Source organism: Citrobacter sp. Marseille-Q3906, assembly GCF_916618775.1.
GTDB classification, from domain to species: domain Bacteria; phylum Pseudomonadota; class Gammaproteobacteria; order Enterobacterales; family Enterobacteriaceae; genus Citrobacter; species Citrobacter murliniae.
In genome coordinates this window covers 688244-708623 of record NZ_CAKAKA010000003.1, presented here as the reverse complement: position 1 = coordinate 708623, position 20380 = coordinate 688244, and the positions used below count along the sequence as shown (strand labels likewise).

General features: G+C 52.7%; 21 protein-coding genes. 16 read left to right on the top strand and 5 right to left on the bottom strand.

What is annotated here, in order from left to right; all coding sequences use genetic code 11:
- Window positions 1-45: 45 nt before the first annotated feature.
- Window positions 46-1347: an inorganic triphosphatase gene (locus tag LG384_RS20790; RefSeq protein ID WP_225761449.1), complete on the bottom strand. Its 1302-nt coding sequence runs from the start codon at window positions 1345-1347 to the stop codon at window positions 46-48.
- A 241-nt stretch (window positions 1348-1588) separates the two neighbouring features.
- On the opposite strand from LG384_RS20790, the gene LG384_RS20785 reads away from it, so the two are divergent.
- Together LG384_RS20785 and LG384_RS20780 are read left to right on the top strand one after the other, a co-directional pair.
- Complete coding sequence (locus LG384_RS20785; RefSeq protein WP_045447669.1) at window positions 1589-2209, top strand: TIGR04211 family SH3 domain-containing protein; 621 nt, start codon at window positions 1589-1591, stop codon at window positions 2207-2209.
- A gap of 62 nt (window positions 2210-2271) precedes the next feature.
- Entirely contained in the window at window positions 2272-3507 is a 1236-nt protein-coding gene (locus tag LG384_RS20780) for a multifunctional CCA addition/repair protein (protein ID WP_045447671.1), read from the top strand.
- A gap of 83 nt (window positions 3508-3590) precedes the next feature.
- Here LG384_RS20780 and bacA read toward each other — a convergent pair whose 3' ends face one another.
- Both bacA and folB read right to left on the bottom strand, forming a co-directional pair.
- Complete coding sequence (gene bacA / locus LG384_RS20775; RefSeq protein WP_225761448.1) at window positions 3591-4409, bottom strand: undecaprenyl-diphosphate phosphatase; 819 nt, start codon at window positions 4407-4409, stop codon at window positions 3591-3593.
- Window positions 4410-4498: 89 nt separating this feature from the next.
- Window positions 4499-4867, bottom strand: coding sequence for a bifunctional dihydroneopterin aldolase/7,8-dihydroneopterin epimerase (folB, locus tag LG384_RS20770; RefSeq protein WP_225761447.1), 369 nt, complete (start codon window positions 4865-4867; stop codon window positions 4499-4501).
- 106 nt (window positions 4868-4973) lie between these two features.
- On the opposite strand from folB, the gene plsY reads away from it, so the two are divergent.
- Window positions 4974-5591 carry a glycerol-3-phosphate 1-O-acyltransferase PlsY gene (plsY, locus tag LG384_RS20765; protein ID WP_045449781.1) on the top strand — a complete coding sequence of 206 codons (618 nt, stop codon included), beginning with the start codon at window positions 4974-4976 and terminating at the stop codon, window positions 5589-5591.
- A 38-nt stretch (window positions 5592-5629) separates the two neighbouring features.
- Here plsY and LG384_RS20760 read toward each other — a convergent pair whose 3' ends face one another.
- Window positions 5630-6562 carry a LysR family transcriptional regulator gene (locus tag LG384_RS20760; RefSeq protein ID WP_200010017.1) on the bottom strand — a complete coding sequence of 311 codons (933 nt, stop codon included), beginning with the start codon at window positions 6560-6562 and terminating at the stop codon, window positions 5630-5632.
- A gap of 211 nt (window positions 6563-6773) precedes the next feature.
- Here LG384_RS20760 and ttdA point away from each other — a divergent pair, with 211 nt between their 5' ends.
- The 10 genes from ttdA to ureG are packed head-to-tail and all read left to right on the top strand — an operon-like array spanning window position 6774 to window position 14852.
- Window positions 6774-7685 carry a L(+)-tartrate dehydratase subunit alpha gene (ttdA, locus tag LG384_RS20755; RefSeq protein WP_370637214.1) on the top strand — a complete coding sequence of 304 codons (912 nt, stop codon included), beginning with the start codon at window positions 6774-6776 and terminating at the stop codon, window positions 7683-7685.
- Entirely contained in the window at window positions 7682-8287 is a 606-nt protein-coding gene (ttdB, locus tag LG384_RS20750; RefSeq protein WP_045447683.1) for a L(+)-tartrate dehydratase subunit beta, read from the top strand. Before ttdA ends, ttdB begins: the two co-directional genes overlap by 4 nt.
- A 49-nt stretch (window positions 8288-8336) precedes the next feature.
- Window positions 8337-9800, top strand: a complete 1464-nt coding sequence (locus tag LG384_RS20745; protein ID WP_045447686.1) for an anion permease — start codon at window positions 8337-8339, stop codon at window positions 9798-9800.
- 50 nt (window positions 9801-9850) lie between these two features.
- Window positions 9851-10747, top strand: a complete 897-nt coding sequence (locus tag LG384_RS20740; RefSeq protein ID WP_197086119.1) for an urease accessory protein UreD — start codon at window positions 9851-9853, stop codon at window positions 10745-10747.
- 10 nt (window positions 10748-10757) lie between these two features.
- Window positions 10758-11060: an urease subunit gamma gene (locus LG384_RS20735; RefSeq protein ID WP_045447688.1), complete on the top strand. Its 303-nt coding sequence runs from the start codon at window positions 10758-10760 to the stop codon at window positions 11058-11060.
- A gap of 9 nt (window positions 11061-11069) precedes the next feature.
- Window positions 11070-11390 (top strand): urease subunit beta, encoded by a 321-nt coding sequence (locus tag LG384_RS20730; RefSeq protein ID WP_045447692.1) that lies wholly within the window; start codon window positions 11070-11072, stop codon window positions 11388-11390.
- Complete coding sequence (gene ureC, locus LG384_RS20725; protein WP_048220527.1) at window positions 11383-13086, top strand: urease subunit alpha; 1704 nt, start codon at window positions 11383-11385, stop codon at window positions 13084-13086. The genes LG384_RS20730 and ureC overlap by 8 nt, the downstream gene beginning before the upstream one ends.
- A 9-nt stretch (window positions 13087-13095) precedes the next feature.
- Window positions 13096-13554 (top strand): urease accessory protein UreE, encoded by a 459-nt coding sequence (gene ureE, locus LG384_RS20720; protein ID WP_225761446.1) that lies wholly within the window; start codon window positions 13096-13098, stop codon window positions 13552-13554.
- Window positions 13554-14225 (top strand): urease accessory protein UreF, encoded by a 672-nt coding sequence (locus tag LG384_RS20715; protein ID WP_225761445.1) that lies wholly within the window; start codon window positions 13554-13556, stop codon window positions 14223-14225. The genes ureE and LG384_RS20715 overlap by 1 nt, the downstream gene beginning before the upstream one ends.
- A gap of 9 nt (window positions 14226-14234) precedes the next feature.
- On the top strand, window positions 14235-14852 hold the full coding sequence (gene ureG / locus LG384_RS20710) for an urease accessory protein UreG (RefSeq protein WP_045447714.1): 618 nt from the start codon (window positions 14235-14237) through the stop codon (window positions 14850-14852).
- Between the two features lie 78 nt (window positions 14853-14930).
- Here ureG and tsaD read toward each other — a convergent pair whose 3' ends face one another.
- Window positions 14931-15944, bottom strand: a complete 1014-nt coding sequence (gene tsaD, locus LG384_RS20705) for a tRNA (adenosine(37)-N6)-threonylcarbamoyltransferase complex transferase subunit TsaD (RefSeq protein ID WP_045447717.1) — start codon at window positions 15942-15944, stop codon at window positions 14931-14933.
- 236 nt (window positions 15945-16180) lie between these two features.
- Between tsaD and rpsU the strand changes: the two genes are divergently transcribed.
- From rpsU to rpoD, 3 genes are all read left to right on the top strand, one after another.
- A complete protein-coding gene (gene rpsU, locus LG384_RS20700) occupies window positions 16181-16396 on the top strand; it encodes a 30S ribosomal protein S21 (protein WP_001144069.1) in 216 nt (71 codons plus the stop codon).
- A 113-nt stretch (window positions 16397-16509) separates the two neighbouring features.
- The gene (gene dnaG, locus LG384_RS20695) at window positions 16510-18255 is read left to right on the top strand and encodes a DNA primase (protein WP_045447725.1); all 1746 of its coding nucleotides are present in this window, start codon (window positions 16510-16512) and stop codon (window positions 18253-18255) included.
- A gap of 272 nt (window positions 18256-18527) precedes the next feature.
- Window positions 18528-20372: an RNA polymerase sigma factor RpoD gene (gene rpoD, locus LG384_RS20690; protein ID WP_045447727.1), complete on the top strand. Its 1845-nt coding sequence runs from the start codon at window positions 18528-18530 to the stop codon at window positions 20370-20372.
- Window positions 20373-20380: the final 8 nt, after the last annotated feature.

Here is a 20380-nt window from a genome sequence, read left to right as displayed (position 1 = left end):
GCCGAATAAGTAGAGCGCCACCAGGCATCCCTGCTTCGGCTCTGATTAGCGTTTTCCGCTATGCAGCCAGAACGGCTCCTGAGAGATCGCTTCATTGCGGAAGTGTTCAATTTCAATATGTTGACGGGTTTTGATGGCATGAAGTAAACCCTGCCAGTTGGCAATCCATTCCGACGCGACATGTTCGTCGTAGTATCCCGCCAGCATCAGAACGCTATCAATGTTGCGGCTCAGACGCGGGATCTGATCGGTATATTGATCGCCCAACGGCTGACCAAAAACAGTTTTCAACTCAGCCGCATGACGTGAAAGATGGGTATCGGAAAAACGCTTGAAGGAATCGGCAATTTTGCCCTGCGCCTTAGCATCCAGAAACGGTTGCCACGCTTTGGTCACTAACCATTCGGTAAGCGCCAGTTTTGCCATCGCCGTTTGCGTACTATACACCGCTGAAACAGCAGAAACTTCCGAGGCAATGGTCGCTTCCGACTGGGTCAGTAAATCACGTAAGTGAGCGCTCGCTTTACGCGGAACATTACCGCCAAACAGCATCAGGATGTGACGAACCAACCCCATAGCCGCCAGCACCTCGGCTTTCGCCCCTTTGACACCGCGAACCCACAACTCTTCATGGTACTGCCATTGTGACAGCGCCAGCTCCAGCGCAGCTTCCAACCCTTGTTCAATGCTCGCCTTCGCAGGCACTTTCAGAATGCTCGTGGGTTTGAGTTCGCGTGGCACATTTCCTTGAGCCAAATGATAACCGCGTGCCGCCTTACTCAGGCTGCCCTGGCGTAAACCCGTTTGCGAAACCAGTTGGTTCGCCAGCTTCAGCACTGCACGGGTATCGCCGCTTAAGAGCTCAAGTTCCAGCTCACAGATAGGCTCAGCGAACTCTCCCGCCTTCACGTCCCCAAGGTCAAGGGCGATTTCAATCTGGCTACCGTCAACATCAAGGCGCCATTTCTCACGGTAAAAATCGGTGCTAAACAGCGGTTGTACCTGGGAAGCGAGATCGGCTGGCAGCTCGCCATTGGGCCAGACTTCCACAGGAAACTGTGCGAGATCCAGCACTGGCTCACTCAGCGCAATGTTATATTCCGGTCGCTGATGCAGGCCGCCCGTCACTCTTCCGGCAATTTTCATGGTCATTTCATAACAACCATTCTCACCGCGAATACGCAGCCCCATATCGTGAGCACGCAGCCACGCATCCGGCGTTTCGTAATAAATATTCAGTAACTGGCTGGGCGCATGGTGCTCTCCCCCCAGCGTATTCAGATGTTCACGTAGCGCATCTACGGCATCACTATTGACGATAAACTTTAATTCGATTTCCTGGGCCATGATCTTGTACTTATGGGTTATGTCACAGTTGAGAAGACAGACTGCGAACTAAGTGCTTTCTTAATTGTCAGTAGATAGTATTTTGCGCCAAATTGCCATGCAACGGACAATTTGACGGGCGTAAAAGTTTCGAGTGGTGGCAAAAAGGACACAGATGATTCCGATTGATGTCTAATGCTTTGCGTAGAGACACTGTTGCCACTACTATCGTTCCACTTTCTATGACAACAACGACAGCCTGATGCCAAAATTACGCCTGATTGGATTAACTTTACTCGCACTTAGCGCCACTGCCGTCTCCCATGCCGAAGAAAAGCGCTATGTTTCTGACGAACTGAACACCTGGGTCCGCAGTGGTCCAGGAGATAACTATCGCCTCGTGGGTACGGTTAACGCCGGCGAGGAAGTTACGCTATTACAGACCGACGCCAGCACCAACTACGCGCAGGTCAAAGACAGTACCGGGCGTACCGCCTGGATCCCACTGAAAGAGCTGAACAGTACGCCAAGCCTGCGCACCCGCGTCCCGGACTTAGAAAATCAGGTTAAAGTTCTGACCGATAAGCTCACTAATATCGATACCACCTGGAATCAGCGCACCGCCGATATGCAGCAAAAAGTGGCGCAAAGCGACAGCGTGATCGATGGATTGAAAGCAGAAAACCAGAAGCTGAAGAACGAGCTTATTGTGGCACAAAAGAAAGTCAGCGCAGCCAACCTGCAGCTTGATGACAAGCAGCGTACCATCATCATGCAGTGGTTTATGTATGGCGGCGGCGTGCTAGGACTCGGTCTGCTGCTCGGTCTGGTGCTGCCACATATGATCCCAACACGTAAACGCAAAGATCGCTGGATGAACTGAATCGCCTTCTCTGCCACACTGACATATTATTAAGGGATTAACTTTTTCAAAAGGAAAGTGGCGTGAAGATTTATCTGGTCGGTGGTGCTGTTCGGGATGCGTTATTAGGGCTACCGATTAAAGATAAAGACTGGGTTGTTGTCGGTACCACGCCACAAGAGATGCTTGACGCGGGCTACCAGCAGGTAGGCCGCGATTTTCCTGTTTTTCTCCATCCGAAAACTCGTGAAGAGTATGCGCTGGCGCGTACCGAAAGAAAATCAGGCTCAGGCTATACCGGGTTTACCTGTTATGCCGCTTCAGACGTGACGCTGGAAGCTGATCTCCAACGACGAGACCTGACGATAAACGCCCTGGCTCGCGACGATGACGGGGAAATTATCGACCCGTATAACGGACGTAGCGATCTCGAAAACCGCCTGTTGCGCCATGTTTCTCCAGCCTTTAGCGAAGATCCGCTGCGTGTGCTGCGTGTGGCGCGCTTTGCTGCCCGCTATGCACATCTTAGTTTTCGTATCGCCGACGAAACGATGGCGCTGATGCGGGAGATGACCCACGCAGGGGAACTGGAGCACCTTACGCCAGAACGTGTGTGGAAAGAAACTGAGAGTGCCTTAACCACCCGCAATCCGCAGGTCTTTTTCCAGGTGCTTCGCGATTGCGGTGCCTTACGCGTACTGTTTCCTGAAATAGACGCTCTGTTTGGCGTACCGGCACCGGCAAAATGGCATCCAGAAATCGATACCGGAATACACACCCTAATGACACTGTCGATGGCCGCCATGCTGAGCCAGGAAGTTGACGTGCGTTTCGCCACGCTTTGTCATGATCTTGGTAAATCACTCACACCGCCCTCACTCTGGCCTCGCCATCACGGCCATGGCCCGGCAGGTGTTAAGCTGGTAGAGCAATTGTGCCAGCGTTTGCGCGTACCAAATGACATTCGTGATTTAGCCAAACTGGTGGCCGAGTTTCACGATCTCATTCATACCTTCCCGATACTGCAGCCGAAAACCATCGTTAAGCTATTCGATTCCATCGATGCCTGGCGTAAACCACATCGTGTGGAACAAATAGCTCTGACCAGTGAGGCCGATGTGCGTGGTCGAACCGGTTTCGAAGCGGTAGATTACCCGCAAGGCCGCTGGCTGCGCGAAGCCTGGCTGACAGCGCAGGCAGTTCCTACAAAAGATGTCGTCGAAGCAGGATTTAAAGGACCGGCAATTCGCGAAGAGTTGACCCGACGTCGCATTGCCGCAGTAGCGGCCTGGAAAGAGCAACGTTGCCCGAAAACGTAATAACTGACGCAGCGTTCAGCGCTTACCCAGCAGGCGTGGCCGGATAAGACGAGTAAGCGTCACCATCCGGCACCATGGCAAACTCAGAAGAACACAACGTAAACAGCGGCAGCCACAATAAAGCGGTAAATCGCAAACGGAATGAACGAAATACGTTTAATCAATTGCAGGAAGGTTTTGATCGCCACCAGCGCCACGACAAAAGCCGTCACGAAGCCCACAGCAAACATAGGAATATCAGCTGTCGTCAGGAACGACCAGCTTTTGTAGAGATCCAGCGCCGTTGCGCCCATCATCATCGGTACTGCCAGCAGGAACGAAAATTCAGATGCGGCATATCGACTCACCCCCATCAGCATCCCACCAGAGATAGTCGCACCAGAACGCGAAAAGCCCGGCCACAGAGCCAGACACTGGAAACAACCGATCATAAATGCCTGACGATAAGTCATATCATCCAACCCCGGTGCTCGCGGTTCCTTGGGTTTCAGGCATTCTGCAGCAATCAACAACAAACCGCCGACCACCAGTGCGTACATAACGTTAATTGGGTTAAACAGCGACTTAATCATGTCGTGGAACACTAATCCCAACACGACTGCCGGAATCATCCCCAGCAAAATATGTCCCAACGTCAGACGTCCTTTGCCAGTGCCTTCATGCGGGGGCTTGCCGAAATGGATGCCAATCAGGCCAAACAAACGCCGCCAGAACATCACCACAACTGCCAGAATAGATCCCAGTTGGATCACCACCTCAAATGTTTTTGCGGTATCACCTTCAAACCCCAGCAGATGGCCAACAATAATCATATGGCCTGTACTGGAGACAGGTAAAAACTCCGTCAGCCCCTCAACCACACCCAAAATGGCCGCCACCAGCAGCGAGTGCATATCGCTCATCAATAAACCCCTAAATAAAAAAAACGGACAATAAAAAAAGAGCCTGCTTTAAGACCCTTTTATACACGTTTGGTTTATATATTATTAAGTTAATTATTTTCTTTCAGAGTATTGCCACGCTCAATGATCCCCCCAACGTTTGCCGCGCGTGCCACCGCCCCAGGTTTACTGAGTTTGATACGCACCCATGGAGAATTAAAACGACTCAATAGCAACTCCGCCACTTCTTCTGCCACACGTTCGACCAGCGCAAATCGCCCGCCTTCCACGTGGCTGACAACGGTTTGAGCTATATCAGCATAGCTTAGACAATCAGCAACATCGTCGCTTTTGGCCGATTTGCGGTTATCCCACGCCATTTCGATATCGAACACCAGTTTTTGTTCGATGGTTTGTTCCCAGTCGTAAACACCGATAGTGGTGATTACCGAAAGTTGCTCTATAAATACAATATCCATCACGACCTGCCTGCTTTTTGGCTAACCCGGATACCACTTCCGGCGAAATATGCGTATTATCCACAGAAGTAGCGTTTTACACGACATTTTCAAAACGGAACAGCTTATGAGTGCAATCGCGCCTGGAATGATCATCTTCGCGTACCTCTGCGGCTCAATTTCCAGTGCCATTCTGGTCTGCCGCCTCGCGGGTTTACCCGACCCACGCGACAGCGGCTCCGGTAACCCCGGCGCAACAAACGTGTTGCGTATAGGTGGCAAGGGAGCAGCCGTAGCCGTGCTGATTTTCGACGTCCTGAAGGGTATGTTACCCGTGTGGGGCGCATATGCGCTAGGCGTCAGTCCCTTCTGGTTGGGATTGATCGCTATCGCCGCCTGTCTGGGCCACATTTGGCCGGTATTCTTTGGCTTTAAAGGCGGTAAAGGCGTAGCCACTGCGTTTGGTGCGATAGCGCCAATAGGCTGGGACCTTACTGGCGTAATGGCGGGAACGTGGCTGCTAACCGTATTATTGAGCGGCTATTCTTCGTTAGGGGCTATCGTCAGCGCCCTGATTGCCCCGTTTTATGTCTGGTGGTTCAAACCCCAGTTCACTTTCCCGGTCTCTATGTTGTCGTGCTTAATTCTGCTGCGCCATCATGACAATATCCAGCGTCTGTGGCGTCGTCAGGAACCGAAAATCTGGACCAAGTTGAAGAAAAAACGCGAAAAAGATCCCGAGTAATTGCTGCCGGATGGCGAGGCTAGCGCGTCTTATCCGGCCTAAGGAACCTGATATCCTTCACCAGGTTTACCCAATCGGTGCTGACACCATGTCGCCAGAAACTCCACACACACTCTTAGCTTGGTGCTACGGTATAACGGCTCCCGATATACCGCCCAAATATTGGCGCTTTGCGCATAATCCGGTAGCACACGTACCAGCTCGCCGCTTTTCAGGAATGGCAGAACATCCCACTCGGAGCGCAACATAATTCCCTTTCCTTGCAGCGCCCACTGCAACACAATCTCACCGCTGTTAGAAGACAGATGCCCTGCGACCTTAACCGATTTTTTCTCCTGCCCATTATTAAGTTCCCATATCCCATGCGTCATATCGCGTTCTTTCGTCACCAGGCAATCATGGTGGCTTAATTCCTGTAGCGTCATCGGCTGACCGTATTTATGTAAATACATCGGTGCTGCACACAATATTCTTTTATTTTTCGTTAACAAATGCGCAATATAATAGTCTGGGATTTCATCATTAATACGAATATCCAGATCGATATTATCCTGAGCTAAATCAATTTGCCGATCGTAAAGCTCAAAATGTACCTGTAATTCGGGATAACTGTGCATTAATTCGGTAATAGCCGGGGCGATATAACTACGCCCAAACCCAAAACTACAGCCGATACGGATCATCCCTTCCGGGCGTGTTTTGATTCGTGTGACGTCATCCACCAGGTGCTGATAACGGGCGAGGATCTCCAGCGCATGTTCATAACATCGCTGCCCACTTTCCGTTAGTGTCACACCCCGAGCAGAGCGGCTCAGCAGTGTAGTCCCCAACGTTTGCTCAAGGATCTGAATGCGTTTCGTCACAAACGCAGGTGTTTGCCCCAGCGTCGCGGCGGCAGCGCTAAAGCTTCCGGTATGAACAATGTCCACCAGTACCTGCAGGTCTTTGGCTAAGGGATAAGTGTTCAGCATGTTCTGAATATCCGTGGATAGTGTTAGTCGCAGTGTAATTCCCCGTAACAAATTAAACCCTGCCCTTGCGCAATTTTCAGCGCCTTATTTTGACATCATTCACGAACTGTTAATTAGATATTCACAGCAGCAAAAAATATAAAACCACATTTTTAGTGGTAGTTTGTGGCGGAGAATTTATTTCCAGATAAATAAAAGAACTGGAGTTGACATGATGAGCAATCAAAATAACCAAAATGCGATAAAGACGTTGACTAACATTGTCGCTGATTTTACCGCCATGATTTCTACCCGGATGCCCGATGACGTTGTGGATAAATTAAAACAGCTACGGGAAGGCGAAACCTCGCCCATGGGCAAAATTATCTATCACACCATGTTCGATAACATGCAAAAAGCTATCGACCTGAATCGCCCGGCGTGTCAGGACACCGGTGAGATCATGTTCTTTGTGAAGGTCGGTTCACGTTTTCCTCTCCTGGGTGAACTGCAAAGCATTCTTAAGCAGGCCGTTGAAGATGCCACGGTAAAAGCACCGCTGCGCCATAACGCAGTAGAGATTTTTGACGAAGTAAATACCGGGAAAAATACCGGTACCGGCGTGCCGTGGGTGACCTGGGACATCATCCCTGACGGTGATGATGCTGAAATCGAAGTCTATATGGCAGGTGGAGGCTGTACGTTACCAGGACGTTCCAAAGTGTTAATGCCCTCCGAAGGTTATGAAGGCGTGGTGAAATTTGTCTTCGAAAACATTTCAACACTGGCGGTAAACGCCTGCCCGCCAGTGCTGGTAGGCGTTGGTATCGCCACTTCCGTGGAAACCGCTGCCGTGCTCTCACGTAAGGCCGTTCTGCGTCCTATTGGAACACGCCACCCAAATCCAAAAGCCGCTGAGCTGGAACTGCGTCTGGAAGAGGGACTTAACCGTCTGGGGATTGGTCCACAGGGGCTAACCGGCAATAGTTCCGTCATGGGTGTACATATTGAATCCGCTGCACGTCATCCATCGACGATTGGTGTCGCCGTTTCTACCGGCTGCTGGGCGCATCGTCGCGGCACGCTGCTGGTTCATGCCGATCTCTCCTTCGAAAATCTGTCTCACACCCGGAGCGCGTTATGAAAAAGATCCTGACAACCCCGATCAAAGCCGAAGACCTGGAAGATATTCGCGTTGGCGATGTGATTTACCTTACCGGTACGCTGGTCACCTGCCGTGACGTATGTCATCGCCGCCTGATCGAGCTTAAACGTCCTATTCCTTTCGACCTCAACGGTAAAGCGATCTTCCACGCCGGGCCTATCGTGCGTAAGAACGGGGAAAAATGGGAGATGGTCTCCGTCGGTCCAACCACCAGCATGCGTATGGAGGCCTTTGAGAAAGAGTTCATTGAGCAAACTGGCGTGAAACTGGTCGTCGGTAAAGGTGGCATGGGGCCGTTGACTGAAGAAGGATGTAAGCAGTTTAAAGCGCTGCATGTGATCTTCCCCGCAGGGTGTGCGGTAGTTGCCGCAACGCAGGTTGAAGAGATCGAAGAAGTGCACTGGACGGAGCTTGGGATGCCGGAATCGCTATGGGTTTGTCGGGTAAAAGAGTTCGGTCCGCTGATTGTCTCCATCGATACCCACGGTAACAACCTGATCGCTGAAAACAAAAAGCTGTTCGCTGAACGTCGCGACCCTATCGTGGACGAGATCTGCGAGCACGTGCACTACATCAAATAACCCTCCCGGAGAGGCGTGATGCCTCTCCTCTTTTCGCAGGGATACAACAATGGCACCTTTAGCTGGTTGGTGGCGATACCTGGCTCCGCTGGTGGTCATCGCCATTATTGCTGTTCTGCCCGTTCCCACTGGTCTTGAGAGTCATACCTGGCTCTATTTTGCCGTCTTTACCGGTGTGATTGTGGGACTCATTCTGGAACCTGTACCAGGCGCTGTGGTGGCAATGATCGGGATCTCGATCATCGCTGTACTTTCGCCATGGCTGTTATTTAGCCCTGAACAACTTGCCCAGGACGGTTTTAAATTTACCGCCAAATCATTGTCGTGGGCAGTTTCTGGTTTTTCAAACTCGGTTATCTGGCTGATTTTCGCAGCATTTATGTTCGGTACCGGTTATGAGAAAACCGGTCTGGGTCGGCGTATTGCGCTATGGCTGGTGAAAAGGATGGGACATCGCACGCTGTTTCTCGGCTATGCGGTGATGTTTTCTGAGCTGATCCTCGCTCCCGTCACCCCTTCCAACTCTGCGCGTGGTGCAGGAATTATCTATCCGATTATTCGTAACCTGCCGCCGCTGTATAATTCACAGCCGAATGATTCCAGTTCTCGCTCTATTGGTTCCTATATTATGTGGATGGGAATCGTCGCTGACTGCGTCACCAGCGCCATTTTCTTAACGGCAATGGCGCCAAACCTGCTGCTGATTGGCCTGATGAAAGGCGCTTCTCATACCGCACTAAGCTGGGGCGACTGGTTCTTAGGTATGCTGCCGCTGAGCATTTTACTGGTGTTGTTAGTGCCATGGCTGGCGTATGTGCTGTACCCACCGGTGCTAAAATCAGGCAATCAGGTTCCTCTCTGGGCAGAGTCGGAACTTAACGCGATGGGCCCCCTCTGCTCGCGAGAAAAGAAAATGCTGGTACTGATGGTCGGGGCACTGGTGCTGTGGATCTTTGGCGGCGATTATATCGATGCCGCAATGGTCGGTTACAGCGTCGTCGCACTGATGCTGGTGCTACGTATCATATCCTGGGATGACATTGTCAGTAATAAAGCAGCATGGAACGTCTTTTTCTGGCTGGCCTCACTGATTACCCTGGCGACCGGGCTAAATAACACCGGCTTTATTACCTGGTTTGGTAAATTACTGGCGAACGGACTAAGCGGTTACTCGCCCATCATGGTAATGGTGGCACTGATCGTGGTGTTTTACCTGCTGCGCTACTTCTTTGCCAGTGCCACAGCTTATACCTCCGCACTGGCTCCAATGATGATTGCTGCCGCACTGGCAATGCCGGCAATCCCGCTGCCAGTATTCTGCCTGATGGTAGGGGCTGCAATTGGTCTGGGCAGTATTCTTACACCATACGCAACAGGTCCAAGCCCGATCTATTACGGCAGCGGCTATTTACCAACGGTTGATTACTGGCGGCTGGGCGCAATTTTCGGCCTGATCTTCCTGGTGCTGTTGGTGATAACCGGTCTGGTCTGGATGCCTCTCGTTTTGCTGTAAACCTCGTTGGGGCGACATGATGCCGCCCCTTTTTTCCATAAGCTTCTTGTATGACCGTTTACCTGTGCGCTGAGGCATACTTTTTGGTATGCACACATCCTCACGTTGATAAGGGAAACGCTCTGGACACCGCGGCGCACGAGACACTCACACGGGGCTGGCAGGCTGAACTGGACCTGCGGTTCACCCGTTCCGCGCACAAAACAGTGCTCGCTTCAGCTCGCCATGTTGGTCCACTAACGGTACAACGCCCGTTCTACCCGGAAGAAGACGTGTGCCACCTCTATTTACTTCATCCGCCCGGCGGGATTGTCGGAGGCGATGAGTTACATATCTCCGTCGCTCTGGATAACAAAAGCCACGCGTTAATCACCATGCCCGGTGCAGGGAAGTTTTATCGCAGTTCGGGTCCACTGGCTGTACTGCGCCAGGATTTTACACTCGCTCCGCAAAGCACGCTGGAATGGCTCCCGCAGGATACGATCCTCTTTCCCGGCGCACACGCGAACCTTCAGTCCGCGTTTCATCTTGCCAGTAACAGCCGTCTGCTGGCCTGGGATCTCTACTGTCTGGGGCGACCGGTGATGCAGGAAGCCTTCAACCACGGCTCGCTACACAGCCGTCTGGAGGTGTGGCGAGAGGGTTTGCCGTTGCTGATAGAACGGCTACATATTCAAAACGGTGAACTGAATGCCCTTGCCTGTCAGCCCTGGGTTGGCACGCTGCTGTGCTATCCGGCCACAGAAAACATGTTGGATGGCATTCGCGAACGGCTTGCGCCTCTCGGTGATTATACCGGGGCAACGGTGGTCGACTCATTGTTGACGGTACGCGTTCTCGCCAATGACAACCTGGTCGTTCAGCGCGTAATGCGCAACCTCTGGCAGTTTCTGCGCCCGCTGCTGACTCAAAAACCCCCTGTACTACCCCGAATCTGGCAAACATAAGAGAACCACTATGGAACTGACTCCCAGAGAAAAAGACAAGTTGTTGCTCTTTACTGCTGCGCTGGTGGCGGAGCGCCGCCTGGCCCGCGGACTGAAGCTCAATTACCCGGAATCGGTAGCGTTGATTAGCGCCTTCATCATGGAAGGTGCGCGTGACGGCAAAACCGTTGCATCACTGATGGAAGACGGTCGCCACGTTCTGACCCGCGATCAGGTGATGGAGGGGGTGCCGGAAATGATCCCGGACATTCAGGTTGAAGCCACCTTCCCGGACGGTTCGAAGCTGGTCACCGTTCACAACCCGATCATATAAGGAGCGGTCATGATCCCTGGTGAATATAAAATTCTGGCGGGAAATATCGTCATCAACGCAGGAAGAGAAACCCGCACGATCGTGGTGGAGAACCATGGCGATCGCCCCGTTCAGGTCGGATCGCATTATCACTTTTATGAGGTCAATCCGGCGCTGCGTTTTGATCGTCCAAAAGCATTAGGTTTTCGTCTGAATATTCCTGCAGGTACAGCAGTACGTTTCGAGCCTGGTCAAAAGCGGGAAGTCGAACTGGTTCGCGTGGCGGGTGCACAGCGGATCTTTGGTTTTCGCGGCGACGTGATGGGCGCGCTGGAGGCAGGCAATGAGTGATCTATCCCGGCAGGCCTACGCCGACATGTTTGGCCCCACCACTGGTGACAAAGTCCGTCTGGCAGATACCGAACTGTGGATCGAAGTAGAAAACGATCTCACCACTTACGGTGAGGAGGTCAAATTCGGCGGTGGAAAGGTGATCCGCGATGGTATGGGCCAGGGGCAAATGAACGCTCAGGCGTGCGTGGACCTGGTGATCACTAACGCGTTGATCATCGATCACTGGGGGATCGTCAAAGCAGATATCGGCATAAAAGAGGGCAGGATCGTCGCTATAGGCAAAGCGGGCAACCCGGATATACAGCCCGATGTCACGATCCCGATCGGTGTGGGGACGGAAGCGATAGCCGGTGAAGGAAAGATCGTCACCGCAGGCGGCGTGGATACCCATATTCACTGGATCTGCCCACAACAGGCAGAAGAGGCGCTGGTCTCCGGCGTGACAACAATGATCGGTGGCGGCACAGGTCCTGCTGCCGGGACCCATGCGACAACCTGCACGCCAGGTCCGTGGTATATCGCCCGGATGTTACAGGCGGCAGACACGCTACCGGTCAATATTGGTCTTCTGGGCAAAGGCAACGGCTCGAGTCCTGATGCTCTACGCGAACAGGTAATGGCAGGTGCGATCGGTCTGAAGATCCATGAGGACTGGGGTGCAACACCTGCAGCGATCGACTGTGCGTTAAGCGTGGCCGAAGAGATGGACATTCAGGTCGCGCTACACAGCGATACGTTGAATGAGTCCGGCTTCGTCGAAGATACACTGGCAGCGATCGGCGATCGCACTATTCATACCTTCCACACTGAAGGTGCTGGCGGCGGGCATGCACCGGATATCATCACTGCTTGCGCATATGCCAATATTTTACCCTCTTCCACCAACCCGACGCTGCCTTATACCGTCAATACGATCGATGAACATCTGGACATGTTGATGGTCTGCCATCACCTCGACCCGGATATTGCCGAAGACGTGGCGTTTGCCGAGTCACGCATTCGCCGGGAAACGATCGCTGCCGAAGACGTCCTGCATGACATTGGCGCGTTTTCTCTGACGTCATCAGATTCCCAGGCGATGGGACGTGTCGGGGAAGTGATCCTGCGAACCTGGCAGGTAGCCCACCGGATGAAGATCCAGCGCGGCGCGCTGGCGGAAGAGACCGGCGACAACGATAACCAGCGTGTTAAACGTTATATCGCCAAATACACCATCAACCCGGCGCTGACACACGGCATCGCCCATGAGGTTGGCTCGATAGAGGTCGGAAAACTGGCGGATCTGGTGCTCTGGTCACCCGCATTTTTTGGCGTGAAGCCCGCCACGATCATTAAGGGGGGCATGATTGCCTGCGCGCCGATGGGCGATATCAACGCCTCGATTCCCACTCCACAGCCGGTGCATTACCGCATGATGTTCGGGGCACTCGGCGCAGCACGCCATCACAGCCGCCTGACGTTTATTTCGCAAGCTGCTGCTACACATAACATCCCACAGCAGCTCAATTTGCAAAGCGCTATCGCGGTGGCAAAAGGCTGCCGGACGGTAAAAAAAGCCGACATGATCCACAACTGTCTGCAACCCAATATTACCGTCGATGCCCAGACCTATGAGGTACGCATCGACGGTGAATTAATTACCAGCGAACCGGCAGACGTGCTGCCGATGGCGCAACGTTACTTTTTATTTTAAGGAGTCGAGATGCTGTTTCTGACGCAACGTATTGAAACCTCTGCCGCTGTAACCGCCACGCTGACGCTGCCCATCGATGTTCGCGTCAAAAGCCGCGCGAAAGTGCGGCTGAACGACGGGCGTGAGGCGGGTTTACTGCTGCCACGTGGTCTGTTGTTACGCGGGGGTGATCGTCTGAGCACGGCAGAAGGTACAGAAGTGGTAGAAATTATCGCAGCAAACGAAGCAGTCTCCGTCGTGCACTGCGCCGATCCGTTTCTGCTCGCTAAAGCCTGTTATCACCTGGGAAACCGTCACGTACCGCTGCAAATTCTGCCCGATGAACTGCGCTATCACCACGATCATGTGCTGGATGACATGCTGCGCCAGTTCGATCTACAGGTCACGTTTGCCCACCTGCCCTTTGAGCCGGAAGCGGGCGCGTATGCCAGCGAGTCCCACGGGCACCATCACAGTCATGCACACTGATGCGTGAAACCCAACAGCTGCGCCTGATGCAGCTCGCCAGCAGTAGCTTACCGGTGGGATCGTTTACCTGGTCCCAGGGTCTGGAGTGGGCGGTGGAAATCGGCTGGGTAACAGATACCGAAACCTTCGCGCAGTGGCAAATCCAACAGATGGAACAGAACTTTTTTTCCGTCGATTTACCACTGCTGGCCCGCCTTTACCATGCCTGTGAGCTGGATGATATCAGTACCGCCCGCCGCTGGACGGCATATCTGCTGGCCTGTCGGGAAACCCGAGAACTGCGTGAGGAAGAACGCAGCAGAGGTGCAGCCTTCGCACGCCTGGTGGTCGACTGGGAACCGGATTGCGTCCAGGAATGGCGCGCGATCTTCGCCGACAGCCAGCTTTGCGGTTTGGCCTGGCTGGGCGTGCGCTGGAAAATCCCTCTGATTAGTCTCGCTCTGAGTTTCGGCTACAGCTGGATCGAGAGCGCCGTCATGGCCGGGGTCAAACTGGTTCCCTTTGGGCAACAGGCGGCGCAGCGATTGATTCTTTTGCTTTGCGATCGATATGCGCAGGGCCTGGATCAAGCACTGACATGTACTGATGACGGACTGGGATCCGCAACACCGCTGGCCGCTATCGCCTCTGCCCGACATGAAACCCAATATTGCCGATTATTCCGCTCCTGAGGAGAAAAAATGAGTGAATACAAACATCCCCTGCGCGTTGGCGTGGGTGGTCCGGTCGGTTCCGGTAAAACGGCGTTGCTGGAGGCATTATGCAAAGCCATGCGCAACACATACCAACTGGCTGTGGTGACCAACGATATTTACACCAAAGAAGATCAGCGCATTCTCACCGAAGCGGGGGCGCTGGAGCCGGAAAGAATCGTGGGAGTGGAAACCGGCGGCTGTCCACATACGGCGATCCGCGAAGATGCTTCGATGAATCTGGCTGCGGTGGAAGCGCTGAGCAAAAAGTTTGGCAATCTGGAGCTGATCTTTGTGGAAAGCGGCGGCGACAACCTGAGCGCAACCTTCAGCCCGGAATTAGCGGATCTGACGATCTACGTGATCGACGTCGCCGAAGGCGAAAAGATCCCACGTAAAGGCGGGCCAGGGATCACTAAATCTGATTTTCTGGTGATCAACAAAACCGATCTCGCCCCTTACGTCGGAGCCTCACTGGCAGTTATGGAGCGCGACACTATGCGCATGCGCGGCGAGCGTCCGTGGACGTTTACTAATTTAAAAACGGGCGCGGGTCTGGAAAAAATAATCACATTTCTGGAAGAAAAAGGGATGCTGCGGGAGTAGTTTTCTTGCCCGGTAACCTGTGCTTACCGGGCCTACGGAATCTGTAGGCCGGATACTGCTATCCGGCACTATATCAACTTATGCTGCCGGTAATTCCGCCAGCGGCCAGCGTGGGCGCACCGTTACGCCAAGGTCTGCCGTAGCACCGGCTTTAAAACGCACCATGCCGGCATAGGCGATCATCGCCCCGTTATCAGTACAAAATTCCGGGCGCGCATAGAACACTTCACCACGGCGTTTTTGCATCATCTCCGCCAGTTTCGCACGCAGAGTACGGTTCGCACTCACTCCACCCGCCATCACCAGACGTTTAAAACCGGTTTGATCCAACGCGCGTTTGCACTTGATCATCAGCGTATCGACTACTGCATCTTCAAAGGCACGAGCGATATCCGCGCGAGTCTGATCGTCATTTTCGTTATTACGGATGGTGTTCGCAGCAAAGGTCTTCAGACCGGAGAAGCTGAAATCCAGTCCCGGACGATCGGTCATCGGGCGCGGGAAGACAAAGCGCTTTTCCACGCCTTGCGATGCCAGCTTAGAGAGCATCGGGCCGCCAGGATAATCCAGCCCCAACAGCTTGGCCGTTTTATCGAACGCTTCGCCTGCGGCATCATCAATCGATTCGCCCAGCAGTTCATACTGGCCAATACCAGTAACGCTAATCAGTTGTGTGTGTCCACCGGAAACCAGCAGTGCTACAAAAGGGAATTCTGGCGGATTATCTTCCAGCATCGGTGCCAGCAGATGGCCTTCCATATGGTGAACAGGAATTGCAGGCACGTTCCATGCGAACGCCAGCGAGCGCCCAACCGTTGCCCCAACCAGCAGCGCGCCAACCAGACCTGGGCCTGCAGTATAGGCCACCGCATCAATATCTTTTGCCGTCAGGTTCGCTTCTTTTAACGCAGCCTGAATCAGCGGCACAGTTTTACGCACGTGATCGCGCGAGGCCAGTTCAGGCACAACACCACCGTAGTCAGCGTGCAATTTCACCTGACTATACAATTGGTTGGCTAAAAGACCTTTTTCATCGTCGTAAATGGCGATGCCGGTTTCATCACAGGATGTTTCAATTCCCAGTACACGCATGTCTTGTTTTACCTCGCTCTAATACCGCGCAGTGTAGGTCGAATGCGGGTTGATGTAAAACTTTGTTCGCCCCAGGAAGAAGCGTCGTGTATACTCCTCACCCTTATAAAAGTCCCTTTCAATATCGTGTCGGTGCTTTACAAAGCAGCAGCAATTGCAGTAAAATTCCGCACCATTTTGAAATAAGCTGGCGTTGATGCCAGCGGCAAACCGAATTTATTAAAGGTGAGAGTTACATGCCGGTAATTAAAGTACGTGAAAACGAGCCGTTCGACGTAGCACTGCGTCGCTTCAAGCGTTCCTGCGAGAAAGCAGGTGTTCTGGCGGAAGTTCGTCGTCGTGAGTTCTATGAAAAACCGACTACCGAACGTAAGCGCGCTAAAGCTTCTGCTGTGAAACGTCACGCGAAGAAACTGGCTCGCGAAAACGCACGCCGCACTCGTCTGTACTAAGTCTTCTGAGAGCTAAGTCTCTCAATTCAGACCGAGTTGTAGTTGTAAGGCCGTGCTTCCGAAAGGAATGCGCGGCTTATTTTCGTTTATAGTCATCAGAAATAACGGGGCTTATGGCTGGACGAATTCCACGTGTTTTTATTAATGATCTGCTAGCAAGAACCGACATTGTCGATCTGATCGATGCGCGGGTGAAGCTGAAAAAGCAGGGCAAAAATTATCATGCGTGCTGTCCGTTCCATAACGAAAAAACCCCCTCTTTCACCGTAAACGGTGAAAAACAGTTTTATCACTGCTTTGGATGTGGCGCGCATGGCAACGCCGTCGATTTTCTCATGAACTACGACAAGCTCGAGTTTGTGGAAACCGTCGAAGAACTTGCCGCAATGCACAACCTCGAAGTGCCTTATGAAGCAGGCAGTGGCCCCAGTCAGATAGAGCGCCATCAACGGCAAAGTCTTTATCAATTGATGGATGGCCTGAACACGTTTTATCAACAGTCTCTGATGCAACCCGCCGCTACACCTGCGCGCCAGTATCTGGAAAAGCGAGGACTCAGTAGCGACGTGATCACCCGTTTTGCTATTGGTTTTGCGCCCCCCGGCTGGGACAACGTCCTGAAACGGTTTGGCGGTAATCCTGAAAATCGCAAATCGCTGATCGACGCGGGTATGTTGGTCACCAACGATCAGGGACGCAGTTACGATCGTTTCCGTGAACGGGTTATGTTCCCCATCCGCGACAAACGTGGTCGGGTGATTGGTTTTGGTGGACGCGTGCTGGGCGATGCCCTGCCGAAGTACCTGAACTCCCCGGAAACCGATATTTTCCATAAAGGTCGTCAGTTGTATGGCCTTTATGAAGCCCAACAGGATAACGCCGATCCACAGCGCCTGTTAGTGGTTGAAGGCTATATGGATGTGGTCGCGCTGGCACAATTCGGCATTAACTACGCCGTGGCATCCCTTGGGACGTCAACCACCGCCGATCACATTCAACTGCTGTTCCGTGCGACGAACAACGTCATTTGCTGTTACGACGGAGACCGTGCCGGACGCGATGCTGCCTGGCGCGCGCTGGAAACCGCACTGCCTTACATGACAGACGGACGTCAGCTGCGCTTTATGTTTTTACCTGATGGCGAAGATCCCGATACGCTGGTGCGTAAAGAAGGGAAAGAGGCATTTGAAACCCGGATGGAGCAGGCCTTACCGCTCTCCGCGTTTTTATTTAACAGCCTGCTGCCCCAGGTGGATTTGAGTACTCCGGATGGACGTGCACAGCTAAGCACTTTAGCACTGCCGCTGATCACTCAGGTTCCAGGCGAAACGCTGCGTATTTATCTGCGGCAGGAGTTAGGGAACAAGCTCGGCATTCTGGATGACAGCCAGCTTGAACGTTTAATGCCAAAACTGGCAGAAAATGGGGCTTCCCGCCCTGTTCCACAGCTAAAACGCACTACCATGCGTATACTGATAGGGTTACTGGTGCAAAACCCGGACTTAGCACCGCTGGTTCCGCCGTTAGGCGCCCTGGACCAAAATAAGCTACCCGGACTTGGCTTATTTAGAGAACTGGTCAACACTTGTCTGTCTCAGCCAGGTCTGACCACCGGACAACTTTTAGAGCACTATCGCGGCACAAATGATGCTGCAACCCTTGAAAAACTGTCGATGTGGGACGATATAGCAGATAAAGATATCGCAGAAAAAACCTTCACCGACTCACTCAACCATATGTTTGATTCGATGCTTGAACTGCGCCAGGAAGAGTTGATAGCTCGTGAGCGCACACACGGTTTAAGCAGCGAAGAACGCCGGGAACTCTGGACACTGAACCAGGAGCTGGCTAAAAAATAAGCGAAAGACAAAATCATTCGCGTTGTATCAAGGCAGTAAGTGAACGAACTCCAGGGAGTGTACATCAGTACATGACCAGGATGAGTGAACGCAGCTAACGCAGAGACAACGTGAAGGATGAAGTATTTAACGGCTTAACTGCCGAATATCGTTCGGGAAGACCCCGACAGCCGCACGGAGAGGCAGCGGCAAATATAAGTATGCCCTCGTTTTGCCGTTGGCGGTTTTACCGCCCAACACCAATCAAACGAATTAAGTGTGGATACCGTCTTATGGAGCAAAACCCGCAGTCACAGCTGAAGCTTCTTGTCCAACGTGGTAAGGAGCAAGGCTATCTGACCTATGCCGAGGTCAATGACCATCTGCCGGAAGATATCGTCGATTCAGATCAAATCGAAGACATCATCCAAATGATCAATGACATGGGTATTCAGGTGATGGAAGAAGCACCGGATGCCGATGATCTGCTGCTTGCCGAAACCTCCAACAGCACCGATGAAGACGCGGAAGAAGCGGCTGCCCAGGTTCTGTCCAGCGTTGAGTCCGAAATCGGCCGTACAACTGACCCGGTACGCATGTATATGCGTGAAATGGGTACCGTTGAACTGTTAACCCGTGAAGGCGAAATCGACATCGCTAAACGTATTGAAGACGGGATTAACCAGGTTCAATGCTCCGTTGCCGAATACCCGGAAGCCATCACCTACCTGCTTGAACAATACGATCGCGTTGAAGCTGAAGAAGCGCGTCTTTCCGATCTGATCACCGGCTTTGTTGATCCGAACGCGGAAGAAGACCTGGCACCAACAGCGACGCACGTTGGCTCTGAACTCTCTCAGGAAGAGATGGATGACGACGAAGACGAAGATGAAGAAGAAGACGACGACAGCAGCGATGACGACAACAGCATCGATCCTGAATTAGCGCGTGAGAAATTCGGTGAGCTGCGTACTCAGTACGAAATCACCCGTGACACTATCAAAGCGAAAGGCCGCAGCCATGCAGCCGCGCAGGAAGAAATTCAGAAGCTGTCTGAAGTGTTCAAACAGTTCCGCCTGGTGCCGAAGCAGTTCGACTACCTGGTAAACAGCATGCGCGTCATGATGGACCGTGTGCGTACTCAGGAACGTCTGATCATGAAGCTCTGCGTTGAGCAGTGCAAAATGCCGAAGAAAAACTTCATTACTCTGTTCACCGGCAACGAAACCAGCGAAACCTGGTTCAACGCAGCAATCGCAATGAACAAGCCGTGGTCTGAAAAACTGCACGACGTTGCAGATGATGTTCACCGCGGCCTGCAAAAACTGCAGCAGATTGAAGAAGAAACCGGACTGACCATTGAGCAGGTCAAAGATATCAACCGTCGTATGTCAATCGGTGAAGCGAAAGCCCGCCGTGCGAAAAAAGAGATGGTTGAAGCAAACTTGCGTCTGGTTATCTCTATCGCCAAAAAATACACCAACCGTGGTCTGCAGTTCCTGGATCTGATTCAGGAAGGCAACATCGGTCTGATGAAAGCGGTAGATAAGTTTGAATACCGTCGTGGTTACAAGTTCTCCACCTATGCAACCTGGTGGATCCGTCAGGCGATCACCCGTTCGATCGCGGATCAGGCACGTACCATCCGTATCCCGGTACATATGATTGAGACTATCAACAAGCTCAACCGTATCTCCCGCCAGATGCTGCAAGAGATGGGTCGCGAGCCGACGCCGGAAGAACTGGCTGAACGCATGCTGATGCCGGAAGACAAAATCCGTAAAGTGCTGAAGATCGCCAAAGAGCCTATCTCCATGGAAACGCCAATCGGCGACGACGAAGATTCGCATCTGGGTGATTTCATCGAGGATACCACCCTCGAGCTGCCGCTGGACTCTGCCACTACTGAGAGCCTGCGTGCCGCTACGCACGACGTACTGGCTGGCCTGACCGCACGTGAAGCGAAAGTCCTGCGTATGCGCTTCGGTATTGATATGAACACCGACCACACGCTGGAAGAAGTGGGTAAACAGTTCGACGTTACCCGCGAACGTATCCGTCAGATCGAAGCGAAGGCGCTGCGTAAACTGCGCCACCCGAGCCGTTCTGAAGTGCTGCGTAGCTTCCTCGACGATTAATCTCGCCG